This is a genomic window from Bacillus sp. LQ01 (genome assembly GCF_057624735.1).
Map to the genome: position 1 here is coordinate 378,183 of NZ_JBYEZL010000001.1, position 16,204 is coordinate 394,386.

18 protein-coding genes and 1 pseudogene are annotated in these 16,204 nt (G+C 34.6%); 14 read left to right on the top strand and 5 right to left on the bottom strand.

Going from position 1 to position 16,204, the window contains the following annotated elements; genetic code table 11:
* Nucleotides 1-2 precede the first annotated feature (2 nt).
* Nucleotides 3-707 carry a response regulator transcription factor gene (locus tag AC22L0_RS02075; RefSeq protein ID WP_000283870.1) on the bottom strand — a complete coding sequence of 235 codons (705 nt, stop codon included), beginning with the start codon at nucleotides 705-707 and terminating at the stop codon, nucleotides 3-5.
* 140 nt (nucleotides 708-847) lie between these two features.
* Here AC22L0_RS02075 and AC22L0_RS02080 point away from each other — a divergent pair, with 140 nt between their 5' ends.
* From AC22L0_RS02080 to aceA, 10 genes and pseudogenes are all read left to right on the top strand, one after another.
* Entirely contained in the window at nucleotides 848-1,696 is an 849-nt protein-coding gene (locus AC22L0_RS02080; protein ID WP_001067984.1) for a CPBP family intramembrane glutamic endopeptidase, read from the top strand.
* Nucleotide 1,697: 1 nt separating this feature from the next.
* Entirely contained in the window at nucleotides 1,698-2,054 is a 357-nt protein-coding gene (locus AC22L0_RS02085; protein WP_000754332.1) for a hypothetical protein, read from the top strand.
* Nucleotides 2,055-2,085: 31 nt separating this feature from the next.
* Nucleotides 2,086-2,385 carry a DUF2101 family protein gene (locus AC22L0_RS02090; RefSeq protein ID WP_001006050.1) on the top strand — a complete coding sequence of 100 codons (300 nt, stop codon included), beginning with the start codon at nucleotides 2,086-2,088 and terminating at the stop codon, nucleotides 2,383-2,385.
* A gap of 228 nt (nucleotides 2,386-2,613) precedes the next feature.
* Nucleotides 2,614-3,882, top strand: coding sequence for a M48 family metallopeptidase (locus tag AC22L0_RS02095; protein WP_025709860.1), 1,269 nt, complete (start codon nucleotides 2,614-2,616; stop codon nucleotides 3,880-3,882).
* Nucleotides 3,883-4,018: 136 nt separating this feature from the next.
* Nucleotides 4,019-4,798: pseudogene (locus tag AC22L0_RS02100) on the top strand (MCP four helix bundle domain-containing protein); the annotation flags it as partial.
* A gap of 156 nt (nucleotides 4,799-4,954) precedes the next feature.
* A complete protein-coding gene (locus AC22L0_RS02105) occupies nucleotides 4,955-5,746 on the top strand; it encodes a methyl-accepting chemotaxis protein (RefSeq protein ID WP_404978265.1) in 792 nt (263 codons plus the stop codon).
* A gap of 439 nt (nucleotides 5,747-6,185) precedes the next feature.
* Nucleotides 6,186-6,842, top strand: coding sequence for an S-layer homology domain-containing protein (locus AC22L0_RS02110; protein WP_000727094.1), 657 nt, complete (start codon nucleotides 6,186-6,188; stop codon nucleotides 6,840-6,842).
* A 138-nt stretch (nucleotides 6,843-6,980) separates the two neighbouring features.
* Complete coding sequence (locus AC22L0_RS02115; RefSeq protein ID WP_114159535.1) at nucleotides 6,981-7,748, top strand: S-layer homology domain-containing protein; 768 nt, start codon at nucleotides 6,981-6,983, stop codon at nucleotides 7,746-7,748.
* A gap of 219 nt (nucleotides 7,749-7,967) precedes the next feature.
* On the top strand, nucleotides 7,968-9,557 hold the full coding sequence (gene aceB / locus AC22L0_RS02120; protein ID WP_000107348.1) for a malate synthase A: 1,590 nt from the start codon (nucleotides 7,968-7,970) through the stop codon (nucleotides 9,555-9,557).
* A gap of 23 nt (nucleotides 9,558-9,580) precedes the next feature.
* Nucleotides 9,581-10,858, top strand: a complete 1,278-nt coding sequence (aceA, locus tag AC22L0_RS02125; protein ID WP_487272118.1) for an isocitrate lyase — start codon at nucleotides 9,581-9,583, stop codon at nucleotides 10,856-10,858.
* Between the two features lie 109 nt (nucleotides 10,859-10,967).
* Here aceA and AC22L0_RS02130 read toward each other — a convergent pair whose 3' ends face one another.
* Together AC22L0_RS02130 and AC22L0_RS02135 are read right to left on the bottom strand one after the other, a co-directional pair.
* A complete protein-coding gene (locus AC22L0_RS02130; RefSeq protein ID WP_000073788.1) occupies nucleotides 10,968-11,759 on the bottom strand; it encodes a phosphotransferase in 792 nt (263 codons plus the stop codon).
* A gap of 19 nt (nucleotides 11,760-11,778) precedes the next feature.
* Nucleotides 11,779-12,273, bottom strand: coding sequence for a DUF6584 family protein (locus AC22L0_RS02135; protein ID WP_487272120.1), 495 nt, complete (start codon nucleotides 12,271-12,273; stop codon nucleotides 11,779-11,781).
* 283 nt (nucleotides 12,274-12,556) lie between these two features.
* Here AC22L0_RS02135 and cspA point away from each other — a divergent pair, with 283 nt between their 5' ends.
* Complete coding sequence (gene cspA, locus AC22L0_RS02140; RefSeq protein ID WP_000301518.1) at nucleotides 12,557-12,760, top strand: RNA chaperone/antiterminator CspA; 204 nt, start codon at nucleotides 12,557-12,559, stop codon at nucleotides 12,758-12,760.
* A gap of 197 nt (nucleotides 12,761-12,957) precedes the next feature.
* Here cspA and AC22L0_RS02145 read toward each other — a convergent pair whose 3' ends face one another.
* Nucleotides 12,958-13,161: a hypothetical protein gene (locus AC22L0_RS02145; protein WP_000356922.1), complete on the bottom strand. Its 204-nt coding sequence runs from the start codon at nucleotides 13,159-13,161 to the stop codon at nucleotides 12,958-12,960.
* 348 nt (nucleotides 13,162-13,509) lie between these two features.
* On the bottom strand, nucleotides 13,510-13,695 hold the full coding sequence (locus tag AC22L0_RS02150; RefSeq protein ID WP_000391373.1) for a hypothetical protein: 186 nt from the start codon (nucleotides 13,693-13,695) through the stop codon (nucleotides 13,510-13,512).
* A gap of 284 nt (nucleotides 13,696-13,979) precedes the next feature.
* On the opposite strand from AC22L0_RS02150, the gene AC22L0_RS02155 reads away from it, so the two are divergent.
* The 3 genes from AC22L0_RS02155 to lepB all read left to right on the top strand — a co-directional run bounded on the left by AC22L0_RS02155 (nucleotide 13,980) and on the right by lepB (nucleotide 16,111).
* A complete protein-coding gene (locus tag AC22L0_RS02155) occupies nucleotides 13,980-14,561 on the top strand; it encodes a competence protein ComK (protein WP_000444439.1) in 582 nt (193 codons plus the stop codon).
* A gap of 336 nt (nucleotides 14,562-14,897) precedes the next feature.
* A complete protein-coding gene (locus AC22L0_RS02160; protein WP_000347517.1) occupies nucleotides 14,898-15,491 on the top strand; it encodes a TVP38/TMEM64 family protein in 594 nt (197 codons plus the stop codon).
* Nucleotides 15,492-15,547: 56 nt separating this feature from the next.
* Entirely contained in the window at nucleotides 15,548-16,111 is a 564-nt protein-coding gene (gene lepB, locus AC22L0_RS02165) for a signal peptidase I (RefSeq protein ID WP_000751910.1), read from the top strand.
* Nucleotides 16,112-16,204: the final 93 nt, after the last annotated feature.

Below are 16,204 nucleotides of genomic sequence, written 5' to 3' on the forward strand. Positions count from 1 at the left end.
CCCTACTTTGTAACGAACTTATAACCAAGCCCGCGAACGGTTTTTATATATTCTGGTTTACTTGGATCATGTTCAATTTTTTCACGTAGTTTTCGAATGTGGACCATAACAGTGTTGTCATCGCCATTATAGGCAGGTGCTCCCCAAACTTTTTCATATATTTCCTCTTTCGAAAATACGTAGTTCGGATTCTCGCAAAAGAAGAGTAGTAGTTGAAAGAGTTGAGCAGAACATTCGACAATGTGCCCATCTACTGTTAGTTCTGCAGAGTGCTGATCAATTTCAAATCTTCCAAATGAAATTGAGTGTGGTTTTTGTTCGTGTGGTACGGTTTGTTTCATATGTCTCCGAAGCTGTGCTTTCATACGTGCTACTACTTCTAATGGATTAAATGGTTTCGTAATATAATCATCTGCACCGTATGAAAATCCGGATATTTTATCTAAATCAGATGCTTTTGCTGATAGGAAGAAAATTGGACAATCTGTTTGTTGGCGAATGATTGGACAAATATCAAAACCAGATTGTCCAGGAAGCATTACATCTAAAATAATTAAATCGTAATTGTTTTGCTTAGTTAGAGATAAAGCCATTTCAGCTGATGTTGCAGTTGTAATATGAGAAAAGCCTTCTTTTTCAAGAATGGTAGTTAGTAATTGTAAAATTGCTGTTTCATCATCAACGAGTAAAATATTTGCTTGGTACATAAACATCCCTCCTAATTTTCTCGAATATCATATCATCATTTTGTAACTTATGGAATTTTTAAGGGAATTTTAAGGTTTTCTTTCGCAAAAAATTAAGAATCAAATGATATGATAAAAGTAACATAGGGGAGGAGATGAGTGTGAACCCGTTTCAAGTGATGCGAGCTAGATATTTTTTAATTGTATTTGCACTATTAATTTTAATAGCGAGAAGTAGTGGCGATTTGCTAACAAGTATATTTCATATACAAAATTCTTCTTTTATAAATATCCTTATATTCTATATCCTTCCGATGGTATGGATTTCTTATGAGTATAGAAAGCACCACATTTCATTTTCATTATTTGTTAATAAAAATGAAACATTTAACTTGGTACAAGTTTTATACATTACGGTTATGTTATGCATGTTTAGTTACGGGTATCTTATTTTGTATATGTATAGTTTTGCATGGATTACACCGGACTTTATTATGAACGCCCTGCATGAACCAATTGTAGATAGTACTGGGGGATATGTATCTCAAGTCATTAGGGTCGTATTCATCGCACCAATTATCGGGGAATTTGTTTTTCGCGGATTTTTACTTCAACGTTTTGCAACAAAATGGGGAACGAGCATAGCGACCATCGTTGTAGCAATATTGTTTGCGTTGTTACATGTTGATTTCCTCGGTGCAGCCATATTCAGCATCGTATTGTCAATCGTATATATTCGTACGAAAAGTTTACTCATGCCAATTGCAATACATATGTTAAACAATGCATTTGTAATAGGTGCGTCTTTTCTAATAAGTAGAGAAAAAATTATTAGTTTTGCCGATTTCTCAAATTATACGACATTCTTTCCTGGACTTATTATTTTTATAACAGGATTAAACTTAGTACTTATCTTTTTATTTGTTAATCGCAAATATTGGAGTAAAGAAGTGCCGGTTATATATGCAGAGCAGGAAAAGAGCTTTTCAGATGTAGTCGGGAGTAAATAAGATGAAGAAGACGGTTGAAAAAATATTAAAAGACATTATAGATTCTACGTCTATTACAGATATGTGTGATAAAAGCGTTTGTCATTGGCTTCAACCTGTAGTAGATACGATTGTGTTTCCAGAGTATTACTTATTTTCTAGTACTCATTTAAAAGAAAATATTATTTCTCTTCTTATTGTGTTCGGGGTTTTACTAATATTTGGTCTAATTGTAGAAGAAATGATGAAGCGCATCTTCAAAAAGAATGAAGAGAAGTATATGTGGATTCATAAAGTATTCGAGAAAGTAATGGTGGCTTTCCTTTTGTTTTATGGTATAAAAACAATCATTTACTTTATAGCTTTGAAACATCATTAATTCGAAATTTGAAAGGGATGTATAAAATTATATGAATGAAACGATATCATCAAATAAGTTTTTTTATTTGATTTTACTTAGTCTAGTGTTAATAACGACAGTGAATGTTATTTTGCGCTGGGAGGAAGCTTATTTTTTCATGTATTTAGCGCTCCATTTGCTAGGGATTTTATGTATAAGTGGTGGAGTCGTTACTGAAAAAAAGAATGAAGAAAGCGTTAACTATATGTGTGTGATTGGTCTTGTTTTACTTTTAGCCGTACAGGGTATTATGAAATATAGTTCTTTCTCTTTACAAGATTTTAGTTTATTAATAGATGTACTTCCTTAAAGAGGCTTTTTATTTTATCTAAAAAGGAAGTAGGGTACGTGTTGGTTTGTAAGTGTACGGATTGTGAACCGAAGAAAGTGTTTAAAGATAGGTAAAACTCTTCTTATGTAGAAGAGTTTTTTTATGTAAATAAAAAGATCCAGAGCAATTCACATAATAAGCTTGTTCTAATTTAGCGTGTACGAACTTACAATAATAATAGACAGGCAGCATAGAGGAGGGAATAGCGTGAAGAAGGTTATCGGTTGGTCGCTTTTTTTGTACGTTGGATTTGCGTTACTTATATATTGGTATTTATTTGGATGGAATCATGAACTTATTCCGGACATGTATAAGGGAACGAGTGCAGATCCAGAAACGTTTATGAGTACGAGAGAGCTTACGCTAAGCCAAGATTATTCGCGCGTGAAAAATTTACTATACTTTTTAGCGGCGCCTCTTGAATGGATTATTTTATTATTTGTACTTGTGCTAGGTATTTCAAGAAAGTTTGAGAAATGGTCGAAGGAAACGACTAAAATAAGTGTTTTGCAAGTTGCGATTTATTTCTTTTATTTATCATTACTGACAACAGTGCTTGCCTTACCGATGCAATGGATTGGCCGGAAAGTGTCCGTTGATTACGGCATTTCAACACAAAGTACACAAAGCTGGATAAAAGATCATGTTATCGGTTTTTGGGAAAGTTATGCGACTATGTTAATCGTAGTTACCGTTCTATTATGGCTTATCCGTAAATTTCCGAAGAGATGGTGGCTCGCAGGATGGGCGCTCTCTGTTCCATTTACAATCTTTTTAACATTCATACAGCCTGTCGTTATTGATCCACTGTATAACGACTTCTCGACGCTGAAAAATAAAGAATTAGAAACGAAAATTTTAGCGATAGCAGACAAAGCGGACATTCCTGCTAAACACGTATATGAAGTAAATATGTCAGAAAAAACGAATGCATTAAATGCTTACGTAACAGGAATTGGCCCTAACGCCCGTATTGTAATGTGGGATACAACACTTAAGCAGTTAAAAGATAAAGAGATTTTATTTATAATGGCCCATGAAATGGGGCATTATGTTATGAAACATATATATTTTGGCGTTGCAAGTTATGTATTGCTATCGTTTATAGGTATGTTTTTAATTAGTCGTATTATAAATATGTGTATTCGCAAATGGGGAGATACATTGCAAATTTCAAAAGTAGCATGTTTCTCCATGTTACCTTTATTTTTCTTAATTTCTTCTGTCCTCTCTTTTGCAGCACAACCAGCAACAAACTACGTTTCACGTATAGAAGAAAGAGCGGCAGATCAATATGCTTTAAATATGACGAAGGATGGGAAATCTGGTGTGAAAACTTTTCAATATTTATCAAAAACAAGTTTAAGCCAAGTAAATCCGCCTGCGTTAGTAAAATTTTTCTTATACACGCACCCACCAATTTTTGAAAGAATTCATACGTTTGAACAATATGAGAAACAAAGCAAAAAGGAGTAGCATGATAGCTACTTCTTTTTTTATAGAGATATAAGTTTCATATTGGGAATATTTATCATTGCTTTTTATTACGATTTTGTAAATAATAAGCTATAAAATTCTAAAAATCTATATATAAAGGAATAAAGGTGGAAAAATGTATTTTTTACAAAATTTAAAAGTGAAATATAAATTATTAGCGCTTATTTCATTAGCAGTTTTAGGTATGGTAATTATGAGCAGTGTAGCAATTCATTCTATTAATAAGATTAAGCACGATACAGAGGTTGTAGTAGATGATTATCAATATTCTGCAATTTTATTAGAAGGAATGCTTCGTACACAAAATTCATTAGAATATAACTTACTAGAATTAATTACGGCATCACAAAATGAAGTGGCAAATAAAGAGGGGATAATTGATAATATTGAAAAGGATCTTAAAAAATATGATTCTTTATTAAAAGAATATGATGATGGTTTTAATTTAAGTAAGCAAGAGGATGAACTATTTCAGAAGATGAAGAAATCTTTGCCAAGTTATAAAGATACATATAAAAAATTATTTGAAAAGGCGAAGGCAACAAATGAGCCACAAATGGTAAATGAATTTCAGAAGGAATTAAAACCGAAGGGAATAGAGTTAGCTGGTTATGCAGTGGATCTAGAATCGTATGTTTCAAATTTAGCTGACCAAGTATTTAAAGATTCTCAAAAAATGATTGATCGTTCCGTTATTACCTTTATCATTCTTGTAGTATTTACTACAATCGTTATATGTATAGTAAGTTATATTATTAGCAAGCTCATAGTTGCTCCTTTACAAACGGTTAGTCGTATGATGGAAAGAGCGAAAGAAGGAGATTTAACCGTACATGGTGATTATACTGCTAAGGATGAATTAGGTGTATTAGTAAGTAATTTTAACGAGATGATTGCAGGGCTAAGAACAAATATGCAAGAAGTAGAGAATAATATTCAGCTTTTATTCCAACATGCAGACGGAGTAGTATCTGCATCAGAAGTATCTAGTAGTGCAGCGAAGAAAATCACTATGGATATTGAAGAAGTTGCAAATGGTGCAGAGAGTCAAATGCAAGCAATGGAACAAACTGCGGGTGCGATGGAAGAGTTGACGCAAGGAATGCAGAGTATAGTCAATACATCATCCTCTGTAAATGAATTATCTGCTCAATCAGCATTAGATGCAGAGAGTGGTAACAAATTAATGAAACAAATGATTCAACAGATGGATACAATCCAAAATTCGGTACATAGCGGTGTGAAACAAGTAGAGACTATGAAAGAACAATCAGAAGAAATTGTTAAAATCATTGATGTTATGCAAGGTATTACCTCCCAGATTAACTTATTAGCATTAAACGCCGCAATTGAGGCTGCACGTGCTGGTGAAAGTGGTAGAGGATTTGCAATTGTGGCAGATGAAGTGCGGAAATTAGCAGAACAATCTAGTGATTCTGCAAAACAAATTGAGAATCTTATTACTCAAGTTATGGGAACAACGAACCATACGGTACATATGATGGGGAAAGTAGATAATGAGGTACAGGCAGGTACACAAGTAGTAATGCATACAGAAAAAGTATTTGGAACAATTACAGAAAAAGTACAGCAAGTATCTGAGCAAATTCAAACGGTATCTATGTCTACAGATGAAATTGCAGCGAGTAGTGAGGAAATCTCGGCTTCTGCAGAAGACATGGCTCAAATTTCCCAAAGATCATCTGACCGAACTGATAGGGTAAAAGAGTCTATTCAACAGCAAGAAAAATCTGTTCAAGAGATTTCGGTTTCAATTGAACATATGCATAACGCAGCAGGAAAATTAAAACAAATAGTTGCCCAATTTACTCTTCAAAAGTAGTAGCATATTTGAGTGTTAATAAATATAAAAAAATCATCCTCTTTTAAGAAAAAAGGATGATTTTTTTATCCCGTTATTTGCTGGGCAGTAAGACCCCCACCTCAAAATTCAGCGAAAGCGAGTTATCAGTGAAGGGGGATGCTACCTCTGAAATATAAACCATGAATATAGTAATCTCCATTAGGCATCTCCTTTAGGTGCCAATAAAGGGAAGTTATAAAGTGAAAAGGAGTTTATAAAGAGATTGTAGAATGTTTTAGTATATAACACCTTAGATGTGACAACTTCCTTTTTGAAAAAGAAAGAAGGGGGTATAAAGCAGAAAGGTAGTGGGAATATTTCTTCTAGAAGATTTGCATTTTATCTTACATTCACAAAAAAATAGTACTCCTGAAACGATGAAGTTCATTTTATTTGAATGAAATAGGGAGAGAGGATAATGAAGAAAAAAATATTGGGTGTAATGATGATTGCGACAATGGCAGGAGGTATATTTGCAGGGGCGAATGTGACACCTGTAAAAGCGGAAGAGTATCCACAAATGATTGTGTTTGAAGATGTTCCATACGGATTTTGGGCATATGATGCTATTATGGATTTAGCGTATCATAAAATTATATTAGGGTATGGAAACGGGAAGTATGGTGTTGGCGATCTTATAACACGTGAACAAGTAGCTGGGACTATTTACAGAACACTTGAGATAAAAGAAGAAGGGCCAGTAGCGAATCCATATAAAGATGTTTCTGATAGTACAACCACTTTTAAAAAGGAAATTTTAGCGTTAACAAAACGTGGTGTTTTTACAGGGGATGGCCAAGGGGATTTTAGACCGAAAGCACCAATCTCTAGAGCGGAAATGGCTGTCATTTTAAAACGAGCATTTAATTTTGAAACGAAACAAAAACATACATTTAAAGATATTCCAAAAGGTCACTGGGCAGAAGATGCAATTAGTGCGTTACAATCTAATAATGTTGTGAGAGGAACTGGGAATGGCATGTATGAATTAAATCGCCCTGTACCTAGAGAACAATATGCTCAGTTTATTAATAATGCGATTATTAATTATCATTTGAAAGAGGATTGGAAGTAGAGTGAAATATGAAAGCACAAATAGAAAAATTTGTGCTTTTTTGTTTGTTTAAAAAAGAATTATTATTCGTATTTATGTATTTTTATGGTTATAAACAAGCTTTATAATCAACCCGATGAAAAAGACATGATGTGTAATATGATTCACAAAACCGTCACGAAATGTGTCGGAAAATATATTGTCACTATACCATTTATTCTGTATATTTTTAAAAAAACATATACATATTGGGGAGATAATTTGATGAGCAAAAAATTATTAAAAACAGCTACAGCATTAACAATTATGGGTGGGGTGTTATTCTCAGCAGAGAGTAATAGTGTAAAAGCGGAAAGTGCACCGTTGCAAAAAGCAAATACAATTGTATTTAAAGATGTACCAAAAGGACATTGGGCATATGAGGCAATTCATGAATTAGCGGAACAAGAAATAATTTTGGGATATGGCGATGGAATATTCGGTTTTGGGGATAATGTAACACGTGAGCAAGTTGCAGCTTTAATTTACCGTGTGTTTGATATGGAAGAACAAGATGAATATGAAAACCCATATGGAGATATCGATGAAAATTCAACAAGCTTTATCGAGGAGATATTGGCTCTAACGGAAATCGGAATTTTCCAGGGAGACGAGAATGGAAACTTTAGACCGAAGGCGACGTTAACGCGTGCGGAAATGGCACAAGTTCTTACGAATGCTTTTGACCTACAGGCAAAGGGATCTCATAACTTTAATGATGTTTCAGCAAATTCATGGGCAACGAATGCAATTAGTGCAGTACAAACAAATGGTATTACAATGGGAATCGGAGAAGGTAAATTCGGTCCGTCTATGAAGGTAACGAGAGAACAATACGCACAGTTTTTACATAGAGCAATATTGCATGATATGGAACAAGGGCAGTAATAAAGTTTAACTAGTCAAAGTGAAATTCAAAAATAATACAAAAAGGTCGTTGTTGTATAACAGTGGCCTTTTTTGTATGAAATAAAGCGCGAAAGAATGGCGTTTTGAAAAAAAACGAAATGAATTTTCAAAAAAAACTTCCTTTTCTGAAGATTTGTTATATAATATAAAACATGAAATCAAATCTGTTATAAAACAGTTTAAGAAGGGGATGCTAATATGTCGACGCAAACTTCACGGGTTACACTCGTTGGAGAAATGTTACCAGCGTACAGCGAAATATTGACACCTGAGGTGCTTAGTTTTTTGAAGGAACTACATGAGAATTTTAATGAGCGCCGCATAGAACTTTTACAAAAACGTGTAGAAAAACAAAAGAGAATTGATGCAGGGGAGTTTCCGAAGTTTCTAGAAGAAACAAAACACATACGTGAAGCGGATTGGACAATTGCCAAGCTGCCAAAAGACTTAGAGGATCGCCGTGTAGAGATTACTGGACCGGTAGATAGAAAGATGGTCATTAACGCTTTAAATTCAGGAGCGCATCTTTTTATGGCGGATTTTGAAGATTCGAATTCACCAACTTGGGAAAATGCAGTGGAAGGCCAAATCAATTTACGAGATGCAGTAAAGGGAACGATTTCACATGAAAATGATAAAGGGAAAGAATATAGATTAAATGAGAAAACAGCTGTACTCATTGTACGTCCAAGAGGATGGCATTTAGAGGAAAAGCATATGCAAGTTGATGGGAAAAATATGTCGGGTAGCTTAGTAGACTTCGGCTTGTACTTTTTCCATAATGCGAAAGCTCTTTTAGCAAAAGGGAGCGGCCCATACTTTTACTTACCGAAAATGGAAAGTTATTTAGAAGCGAGATTATGGAATGATGTATTCGTATTTGCTCAAAAATATATCGGCATTCCAAATGGAACGATTAAAGCAACTGTGTTACTGGAAACGATTCACGCTTCGTTTGAAATGGATGAAATTTTGTATGAGCTAAAAGATCATTCTGCTGGCTTAAACTGCGGAAGATGGGATTATATTTTTAGCTTTTTAAAGAGTTTCCGTAATCATAATAAATTCTTACTACCAGATAGAGCACAAGTCACGATGACGGCGCCATTTATGCGTTCGTATTCTTTGAAAGTAATTCAAACATGTCACCGCCGTAATGCACCAGCAATTGGAGGAATGGCGGCACAAATTCCGATTAAAAATAATCCAGAAGCAAATGAAGCAGCTTTTGAAAAAGTGCGTGCTGATAAGGAACGCGAAGCTTTAGACGGTCATGACGGGACTTGGGTTGCCCACCCTGGACTTGTACCGGTTGCAATGGAAGTGTTTAATCACATTATGAAAACACCAAATCAAATTTTTAGAAAACGTGAAGAAATATGTGTAACAGAAAGCGATTTACTAGAGGTACCGGTGGGAACGATTACAGAAGAGGGCCTTCGCATGAATATTAGCGTAGGTATTCAATATATTGCATCCTGGTTAAGCGGACGGGGAGCAGCACCCATTTATAACTTAATGGAAGATGCGGCAACAGCTGAAATTTCAAGAGCACAAGTATGGCAATGGATTCGTCATGAAGGTGGAAAACTAAATGATGGTCGTAATATTACGCTTGAATTAATGGAAGAATTAAAAGAAGAAGAATTAGCAAAAATAGAAAGAGAGATTGGTAAGGAAGCCTTTAAGAAAGGGAGATTCCAAGAGGCGACAACGTTGTTTACAAATCTCGTTCGAAATGATGAATTCGTACCATTTTTAACATTACCGGGTTATGAAATTTTATAAAAAATGAAAAGGGGATGGAACAAATGAAAAACGAAAGAATCGAGAAGTTACAAGAAAGCTGGGAATTAGATGAGCGTTGGAAAGGGATCACACGTCCATATTCGGCAGAAGATGTAATTCGCCTGCGCGGGTCAATTGATATTGAACATACGTTAGCGCGTCGTGGTGCTGAGAAGCTTTGGACATCGCTTCATACAGAAGACTATATTAACGCACTTGGCGCATTAACAGGAAACCAAGCGATGCAACAAGTAAAAGCTGGGTTAAAAGCGATTTACTTAAGTGGTTGGCAAGTAGCAGCTGATGCAAACCTTTCTGGGCATATGTATCCAGACCAAAGTTTATATCCAGCGAACAGCGTACCTGCTGTAGTAAAACGAATTAATCAAACGCTTCAACGTGCGGATCAAATTCAGCATATGGAAGGAAGCGATGATACAGACTATTTCGTACCGATTGTAGCAGATGCTGAAGCTGGATTTGGTGGGCAATTAAATGTATTCGAACTGATGAAAGGTATGATTGAAGCAGGTGCATCAGGTGTGCATTTTGAAGATCAATTATCTTCAGAGAAAAAATGTGGCCATTTAGGCGGAAAAGTACTACTACCAACGCAAACAGCAGTACGCAATTTAATTTCTGCACGCCTTGCAGCAGATGTAATGGGAGTGCCGACAATTATCGTTGCAAGAACAGATGCGGATGCAGCTGATTTAATTACGAGCGATATTGATCCTGTTGATAAAGCATTTATTACAGGAGAAAGAACACCAGAAGGATTTTACCGTACGAATGCAGGTCTTGATCAAGCAATTGCGCGCGGGTTAGCGTATGCACCGTACGCAGACCTCGTTTGGTGTGAAACGTCAGAACCAAATTTAGAAGATGCAAAACGATTTGCGGACGCAATTCATAAGGAGCATCCAGGGAAGCTACTTGCATATAACTGCTCACCTTCATTCAACTGGAAACAAAAACTAGATGAAAAAACAATTGCAAGCTTCCAAAAGGAAATCGCATCTTACGGTTACAAGTTCCAATTCGTAACACTTGCTGGATTCCATTCATTAAATTACGGTATGTTTGAACTAGCACGTGGCTATAAAGAGCGCGGCATGGCAGCATACTCTGAACTACAACAAGCAGAATTCGAAGCTGAAAAACATGGCTACTCTGCAACACGTCATCAACGCGAAGTAGGAACAGGTTACTTTGATGAAGTGGCACAAGTGATTACAGGCGGAACTTCATCAACGACAGCGTTAAAAGGATCTACGGAAGAAGCACAGTTTACGAAATAAAAGGAAGGGGCACCTTTTTGAAAGGTGCCCCTTGTTATTTTCTAAACGATTCGAAAAGAGAGATTGCGTTGTCGGCAAAAAACGATACTAACTTTTCTTTATTACTAAATCAACTCCACTCAGCCCTATGATCACGAATAAACTTCATATCTTTCTCATAATGCTCTAGATGTCCTTCATCGATCATTCTTTGGAAATTCAAGTCGCCTTCTTGAGCTTTTCGTTTCATATATGTACATAACCCTTCTAATCGAAGCAACACCATTCCTAAGTAATCTTCATCCATATTTTTATCATAGGACTGAACGAACAAATTCACTCTCTCTTTAATACGATCTGCATGTTGCGATGAGTCATAATGAACGGCTTCACCGGATTCAGTATAATACACTCTACTTAAAGGCACACAAGTATAGAGTGTATAAGCGATATCCCATAGTCTTGGACCAGGAGCAGCAACATCGAAATCAATAATCCCTACTGGCTTCTTATTATTAAAAATAATGTTATATATGGCAAAATCATTGTGACATAAAACCTCAATGTTATTTGGAGTATGATCCATCGGTTTCCAATCAGCTAATAACGGAAAATCACTTACAGCATCATGGTAAAGGCGGAGCATCTTTGCTATTTCTTTTAATACATCATTAGATCGCATATATTCTTTTAAAGGATAATTGCCAGCTTCTCCTTCAATAAAGGATAAAATCTCTCTATCCTTTTCATCTACACCTAAAAACTTTGGAGCATAATGAAATCCTTTGTTTTCTAAATGTTGCAATAGCTTATGAATCTTTTCACTGTCTGGCTTTAACTCTCGCCGAACAGTATTTTCAGAACGATATACGCTTGAGACGTTTCCCCCTGTTAGCCTTTCTTCTTTAGCGTAGTTTGACATGTGAAAATTCCCCCTGTGATTAAAAAATCCAATTCCAAATAGTGAATAGACCAACAACGGCAGAAAAGAGAAGGGAAGCAAGCAATGCTAGACAGCCAAAAGGAACTAGCTTATCTTTCCATGTTTCTTTATACTCATAAATTAACTCCTCTGCTACTTTCTTCTGCACTGAAGATAAAGGTTGATCTTTATACAAACCTTTTATATGGTTAGAATCGCCTTTAAACTTTAAAGCACGTGCAATATGATGAGGACTATTTCCCATTGATTTTTCAAATAATAAACATGATTCATGCATAATACCTGTTTTATGCTCTTTTAGATACCAGTAACGTCCAGCCATTTCTGGATATTGTAATTTATAATAAATATCTCCGAGTTGTTTTCGAAGATGTAATTCATTTGGGTATGTAAAGATGAGGCCATGCAATCTATCTCTTGCTTTTCCAAGATTATTATTTTCAATATCCTCTTCAATTCTTTTTAATGTTTTTTTAGGAATTTTATTGGTCATAAACTCCTCCTTATTTAGAATAGAGATAATTATATTTTATAAGAAATACTAAAAATTAGAAATTCTATTTTCGAAAAAGATTGTACATTTTATTTTAATGTGCTATGATGATGTCAGTTGAATAGTTAAATTAAGCAATCCATATGTTATCAAGTGCTGAAAACGAACGAGAAAAAGTATGTGAGAACTAGTTTATGTTTCGTATTTGATAATGTGTGGATTCTTTTTTTAGACAGGAAGACTAAAAAATTTAAAATTTGTATTTTCTTAGGAGGAAATAATTATGGCAGTAACAGGACAAGTAAAATGGTTTAACAACGAAAAAGGTTTCGGTTTCATCGAAGTTCCAGGCGAAAACGACGTATTCGTACACTTCTCAGCAATCGAAACTGACGGTTTCAAATCTTTAGAAGAAGGTCAAAAAGTTAGCTTCGAAATCGAAGACGGTAACCGTGGACCTCAAGCTAAAAACGTAATCAAACTATAATTTTATAGTTGATGATGGAAAAAAGGATGGCTAATGCCATCCTTTTTTTGTTGTGGAGAAAGTTTTTTTAGAGCCTGTTTTTATATCTAAATCTCTTTTTCGATGTTACAACTGGTAAAAAATTATCTGGAATGCGTATTAGTTTCTGTAGAAGAATTAGTTCAGCAAGAGCATTTGCTGCGTATGATAGTAAATAACTATAAATTTGTATTCTCTGTTGAAATGGGGAAATCTTTTCCAGATAGACCTTGAGTAACATCTTTTTTGTTAGCGTTGTTGTTGGAATTTTGTACGTTTTGAGATGATGTTTCTAACAGTTGTTCTTGTTCCTTACTAGGGGTATTCAGAGCATCTGAGGGAATGCTATTAACCTGCTGATTTAATGGATTTTCTTTATCCATAGTATACAACTCCTTTTTAGAATTCGATAAAAAGCAATGTAATTATAAATAGCTACTTATATATATTGTGTTTTTGAATGACATTATATACAAAACTTATATTACAAAGTTAACTAATTAACGAATTGTTAGTGATGGATAAAGATGTGCAAATTTGAATTTTTTAATAAAAATTAAAAGCGGATAACAAGTACAAATACTCTTTCTCATGTTTTATATAAGGATCATATTACAAATCAAAAAAGATGTAGAGAACCTTGGAAGAAAATATAGTCGTTTTTTAGGGTGAAGAAGAATAAATAAAATGATACTACGAATGTAAAAAGGCATTCCATAAAGGAAGGCCTTTTATTGTTCTTGCCCTGATTTTTTCTTCTCACGTTTTTTACATTCTGGACATTTTGATTTACGAAACGGTTTGGCAAAGAATAGCAGAATGAAAAATAAACCGAATATAATACTAGCTGAGTTTTTCACGATAATGACGCTACTATTTTTCATTTGAATCGATGGTTGAATCTCTTTTTCTTCCATAGTGGCCCTCCATATATTGGATTTACATTTTAATTATAGCAAAGTTAGTTGTTGTAATGATGTGAAATGAGGAATGGATAATAAATATTTATAGGTAGTATAAATGCTGTTTTTATAACTTTAAAATTAATTAATTTCTATATTGTGATTTTATTGTTTAACAAATGTTTGATAAATGATAAAAAATTGTAAAAAAGCGGAACTTGTAAGCTATTTCCTTTTCATAGATGCTAAAATTATATATGCAGCTGCTAATATAAATGGAAAAAAGGAGATAATGGAGTATGGAAAGTAAAGTGGAACGCTATGTCGAAAATTATGTTGTAACGAAAAATACGATGGCCTTACTTCCTGTTATTCTAAGTGAAAAGAAAATTGTTACGCGAGTCGTTGAAATGAATGATTCTTTTTTCGTATTTCAAAAACCTCTAGATATTATAGAAAGAAGTTGCCGCAAGCATGGCTCTAGTTTCTTAGGCAGAAAAGAAGGAACGAAAGAGTTAACTCATATTACACATAAAGCACCGATTGCGATTAGTCCAGCAGATCAACTTTATTTTTTCCCTACCTATTCTTACTCTAGAAAAGAGTGCGCTTGGTTGTCTCATTTTTATATTGAAAGTAATAAAGAATTAGAAGATGGAAATCTTATTATTAGATTTATAAATGGCTTTGCTGTGAAATTAGAAATATCAAAAACTAGTTTTGAAAATCAACAAAATCGTACAGCGAAATTACGTACTGAATATGAAGATCGTAGGAAAAAACAAGGGAATCCTTGTTTTAAAGAGGTCGATAAAAAAGAGGAATCAACATTAAGACCCGCTTATGAGAAGGTGTATTTTGTGAAGGAAGGCGAAGTGTGAAAGGATGGGGGAATCCCCATTCTTTTTTTGTTTGTCAGTCAGTCTTTGTAGATAAGGCGATATATTAGAAAAAACGAGTTGTAATTGATATATTTAGAAAATCACCAGTATAATTTCATTTACCGATAAAAACCGAAAAACAATCTAAATAACAAAATGAACGACACGTCCTGTCGAATATTGATAGATTATCATAGCTAAATAATGAAGGAATTCTTATGAAAGATATGGAAACTTTAATAAATACATCTCCGTATGTCGTATCTACCATTTCCTCTTTCATATAAGCAATGATACAGTAGGGATAGTATTTAGAGTAAAGGGGTAAAGTGTAGAATGGATTTTCAGACAATCAAAGAGTATTTTTCACCAGAAAATATGGATCATATTGTTGAGAGTTATAAAGCGTTCGGACCACTTCTTGGTATTGGTTTACCGATGATAGAGGCGTTGATTCCAGCATTACCGCTTATTGTATTTGTACTGGCGAATGCTGTTGCATTTGGCTTTTGGCTCGGTTTTCTTTATTCATGGCTTGGATCAGTAATGGGTGCATTACTTGTCTTTTTCATCATCCGCCATTTTGGTCGCAGTCGTTTCTTTTCGTTTGTAAATAAGCATGAGAGAGTACGAAAAGCAATGGGGTGGATTGAAAGGAAAGGATTCGCACCGATTTTTGTTATATTTTGTTTTCCGTTTACACCGTCAGCGCTAATAAATGTTGTCGCTGGTTTATCCCGAATTAGTGTAAAACAGTTTGGTCTAGCGTTAGCATTCGGAAAACTTGTGATGATTTTTATTTTAACGTATATCGGTCATGATTTAATGTCATTTATTCATAATCCAGTGAAATCAGTTATTGTAGCGATTGGTATTTTTATTTTATGGTATGTCGGTAAGAAAATCGAAGTAAAGTTAGAACTACATTAAGAATAGTCTTCTTTGTAAAGGAAAGCTTCAGTATTAAAGGATAAGGGGAGAAGCAGATGAAGAAAACTTTGAAAAAAGAAGGCATAGAGTGGATACGAACAATTTTAATTGGTGTATTATTAGCTGTATTTTTTCGAACGTTTTTCTTTTCAACGTATGTTGTAGAGGGGAAGTCAATGATGCCGACATTGCAGGATGGCAATATGCTAGTTGTAAATAAGGTGAGTTATCAAGTTGGTGACTTGAACAGATTTGACGTTGTGGTATTTCATGCGAATAAAAAAGAGGACTATGTAAAGCGGGTTATCGGTTTACCTGGAGATCATATTGAATATAAGCAGGATAAGTTATATATAAACGGTCAATTTATTGATGAGCCGTATTTAGAGAAGTATAAGAAAGAGATAAATGGAAGGCAACTAACAGGCGACTTTACATTAGAAGAGTTAACGAAAGAAAAGCTGGTGCCACCCGGGTTTATTTTTGTAGTAGGTGATAACCGGCTCGGGAGCTGGGATAGTAGACACTTTGGCTTTGTAAAAGCTGATACAGTTGTCGGTAAAGTTGATTTGCGATATTGGCCAATTCAAGAGGTGCAAACGAATTTTTCAAAAGGTTGATATAATGAAGTAGAAGTATAGAAAAGACAAACAACTCAGTTTGTCTTTTTTCGTGTACTATAATACAATTATAGTAGCAAACTAACGTTCGTT

Bases quoted from the DNA above. Each gene is read 5' to 3' on its own strand.
- AC22L0_RS02075 (WP_000283870.1), bottom strand. From the start codon at position 707: ATGTACCAAGCAAATATTTTACTCGTTGATGATGAAACAGCAATTTTA.
- AC22L0_RS02085 (WP_000754332.1), top strand. From the start codon at position 1,698: ATGAAGAAGACGGTTGAAAAAATATTAAAAGACATTATAGATTCTACG.
- AC22L0_RS02090 (WP_001006050.1), top strand. From the start codon at position 2,086: ATGAATGAAACGATATCATCAAATAAGTTTTTTTATTTGATTTTACTT.
- AC22L0_RS02105 (WP_404978265.1), top strand. From the start codon at position 4,955: ATGCAAGCAATGGAACAAACTGCGGGTGCGATGGAAGAGTTGACGCAA.
- AC22L0_RS02110 (WP_000727094.1), top strand. From the start codon at position 6,186: ATGAAGAAAAAAATATTGGGTGTAATGATGATTGCGACAATGGCAGGA.
- AC22L0_RS02115 (WP_114159535.1), top strand. From the start codon at position 6,981: ATGATTCACAAAACCGTCACGAAATGTGTCGGAAAATATATTGTCACT.
- aceB (WP_000107348.1), top strand. From the start codon at position 7,968: ATGTCGACGCAAACTTCACGGGTTACACTCGTTGGAGAAATGTTACCA.
- aceA (WP_487272118.1), top strand. From the start codon at position 9,581: ATGAAAAACGAAAGAATCGAGAAGTTACAAGAAAGCTGGGAATTAGAT.
- AC22L0_RS02130 (WP_000073788.1), bottom strand. From the start codon at position 11,759: ATGTCAAACTACGCTAAAGAAGAAAGGCTAACAGGGGGAAACGTCTCA.
- AC22L0_RS02135 (WP_487272120.1), bottom strand. From the start codon at position 12,273: ATGACCAATAAAATTCCTAAAAAAACATTAAAAAGAATTGAAGAGGAT.
- cspA (WP_000301518.1), top strand. From the start codon at position 12,557: ATGGCAGTAACAGGACAAGTAAAATGGTTTAACAACGAAAAAGGTTTC.
- AC22L0_RS02145 (WP_000356922.1), bottom strand. From the start codon at position 13,161: ATGGATAAAGAAAATCCATTAAATCAGCAGGTTAATAGCATTCCCTCA.
- AC22L0_RS02150 (WP_000391373.1), bottom strand. From the start codon at position 13,695: ATGGAAGAAAAAGAGATTCAACCATCGATTCAAATGAAAAATAGTAGC.
- AC22L0_RS02155 (WP_000444439.1), top strand. From the start codon at position 13,980: ATGGAAAGTAAAGTGGAACGCTATGTCGAAAATTATGTTGTAACGAAA.
- AC22L0_RS02160 (WP_000347517.1), top strand. From the start codon at position 14,898: ATGGATTTTCAGACAATCAAAGAGTATTTTTCACCAGAAAATATGGAT.
- lepB (WP_000751910.1), top strand. From the start codon at position 15,548: ATGAAGAAAACTTTGAAAAAAGAAGGCATAGAGTGGATACGAACAATT.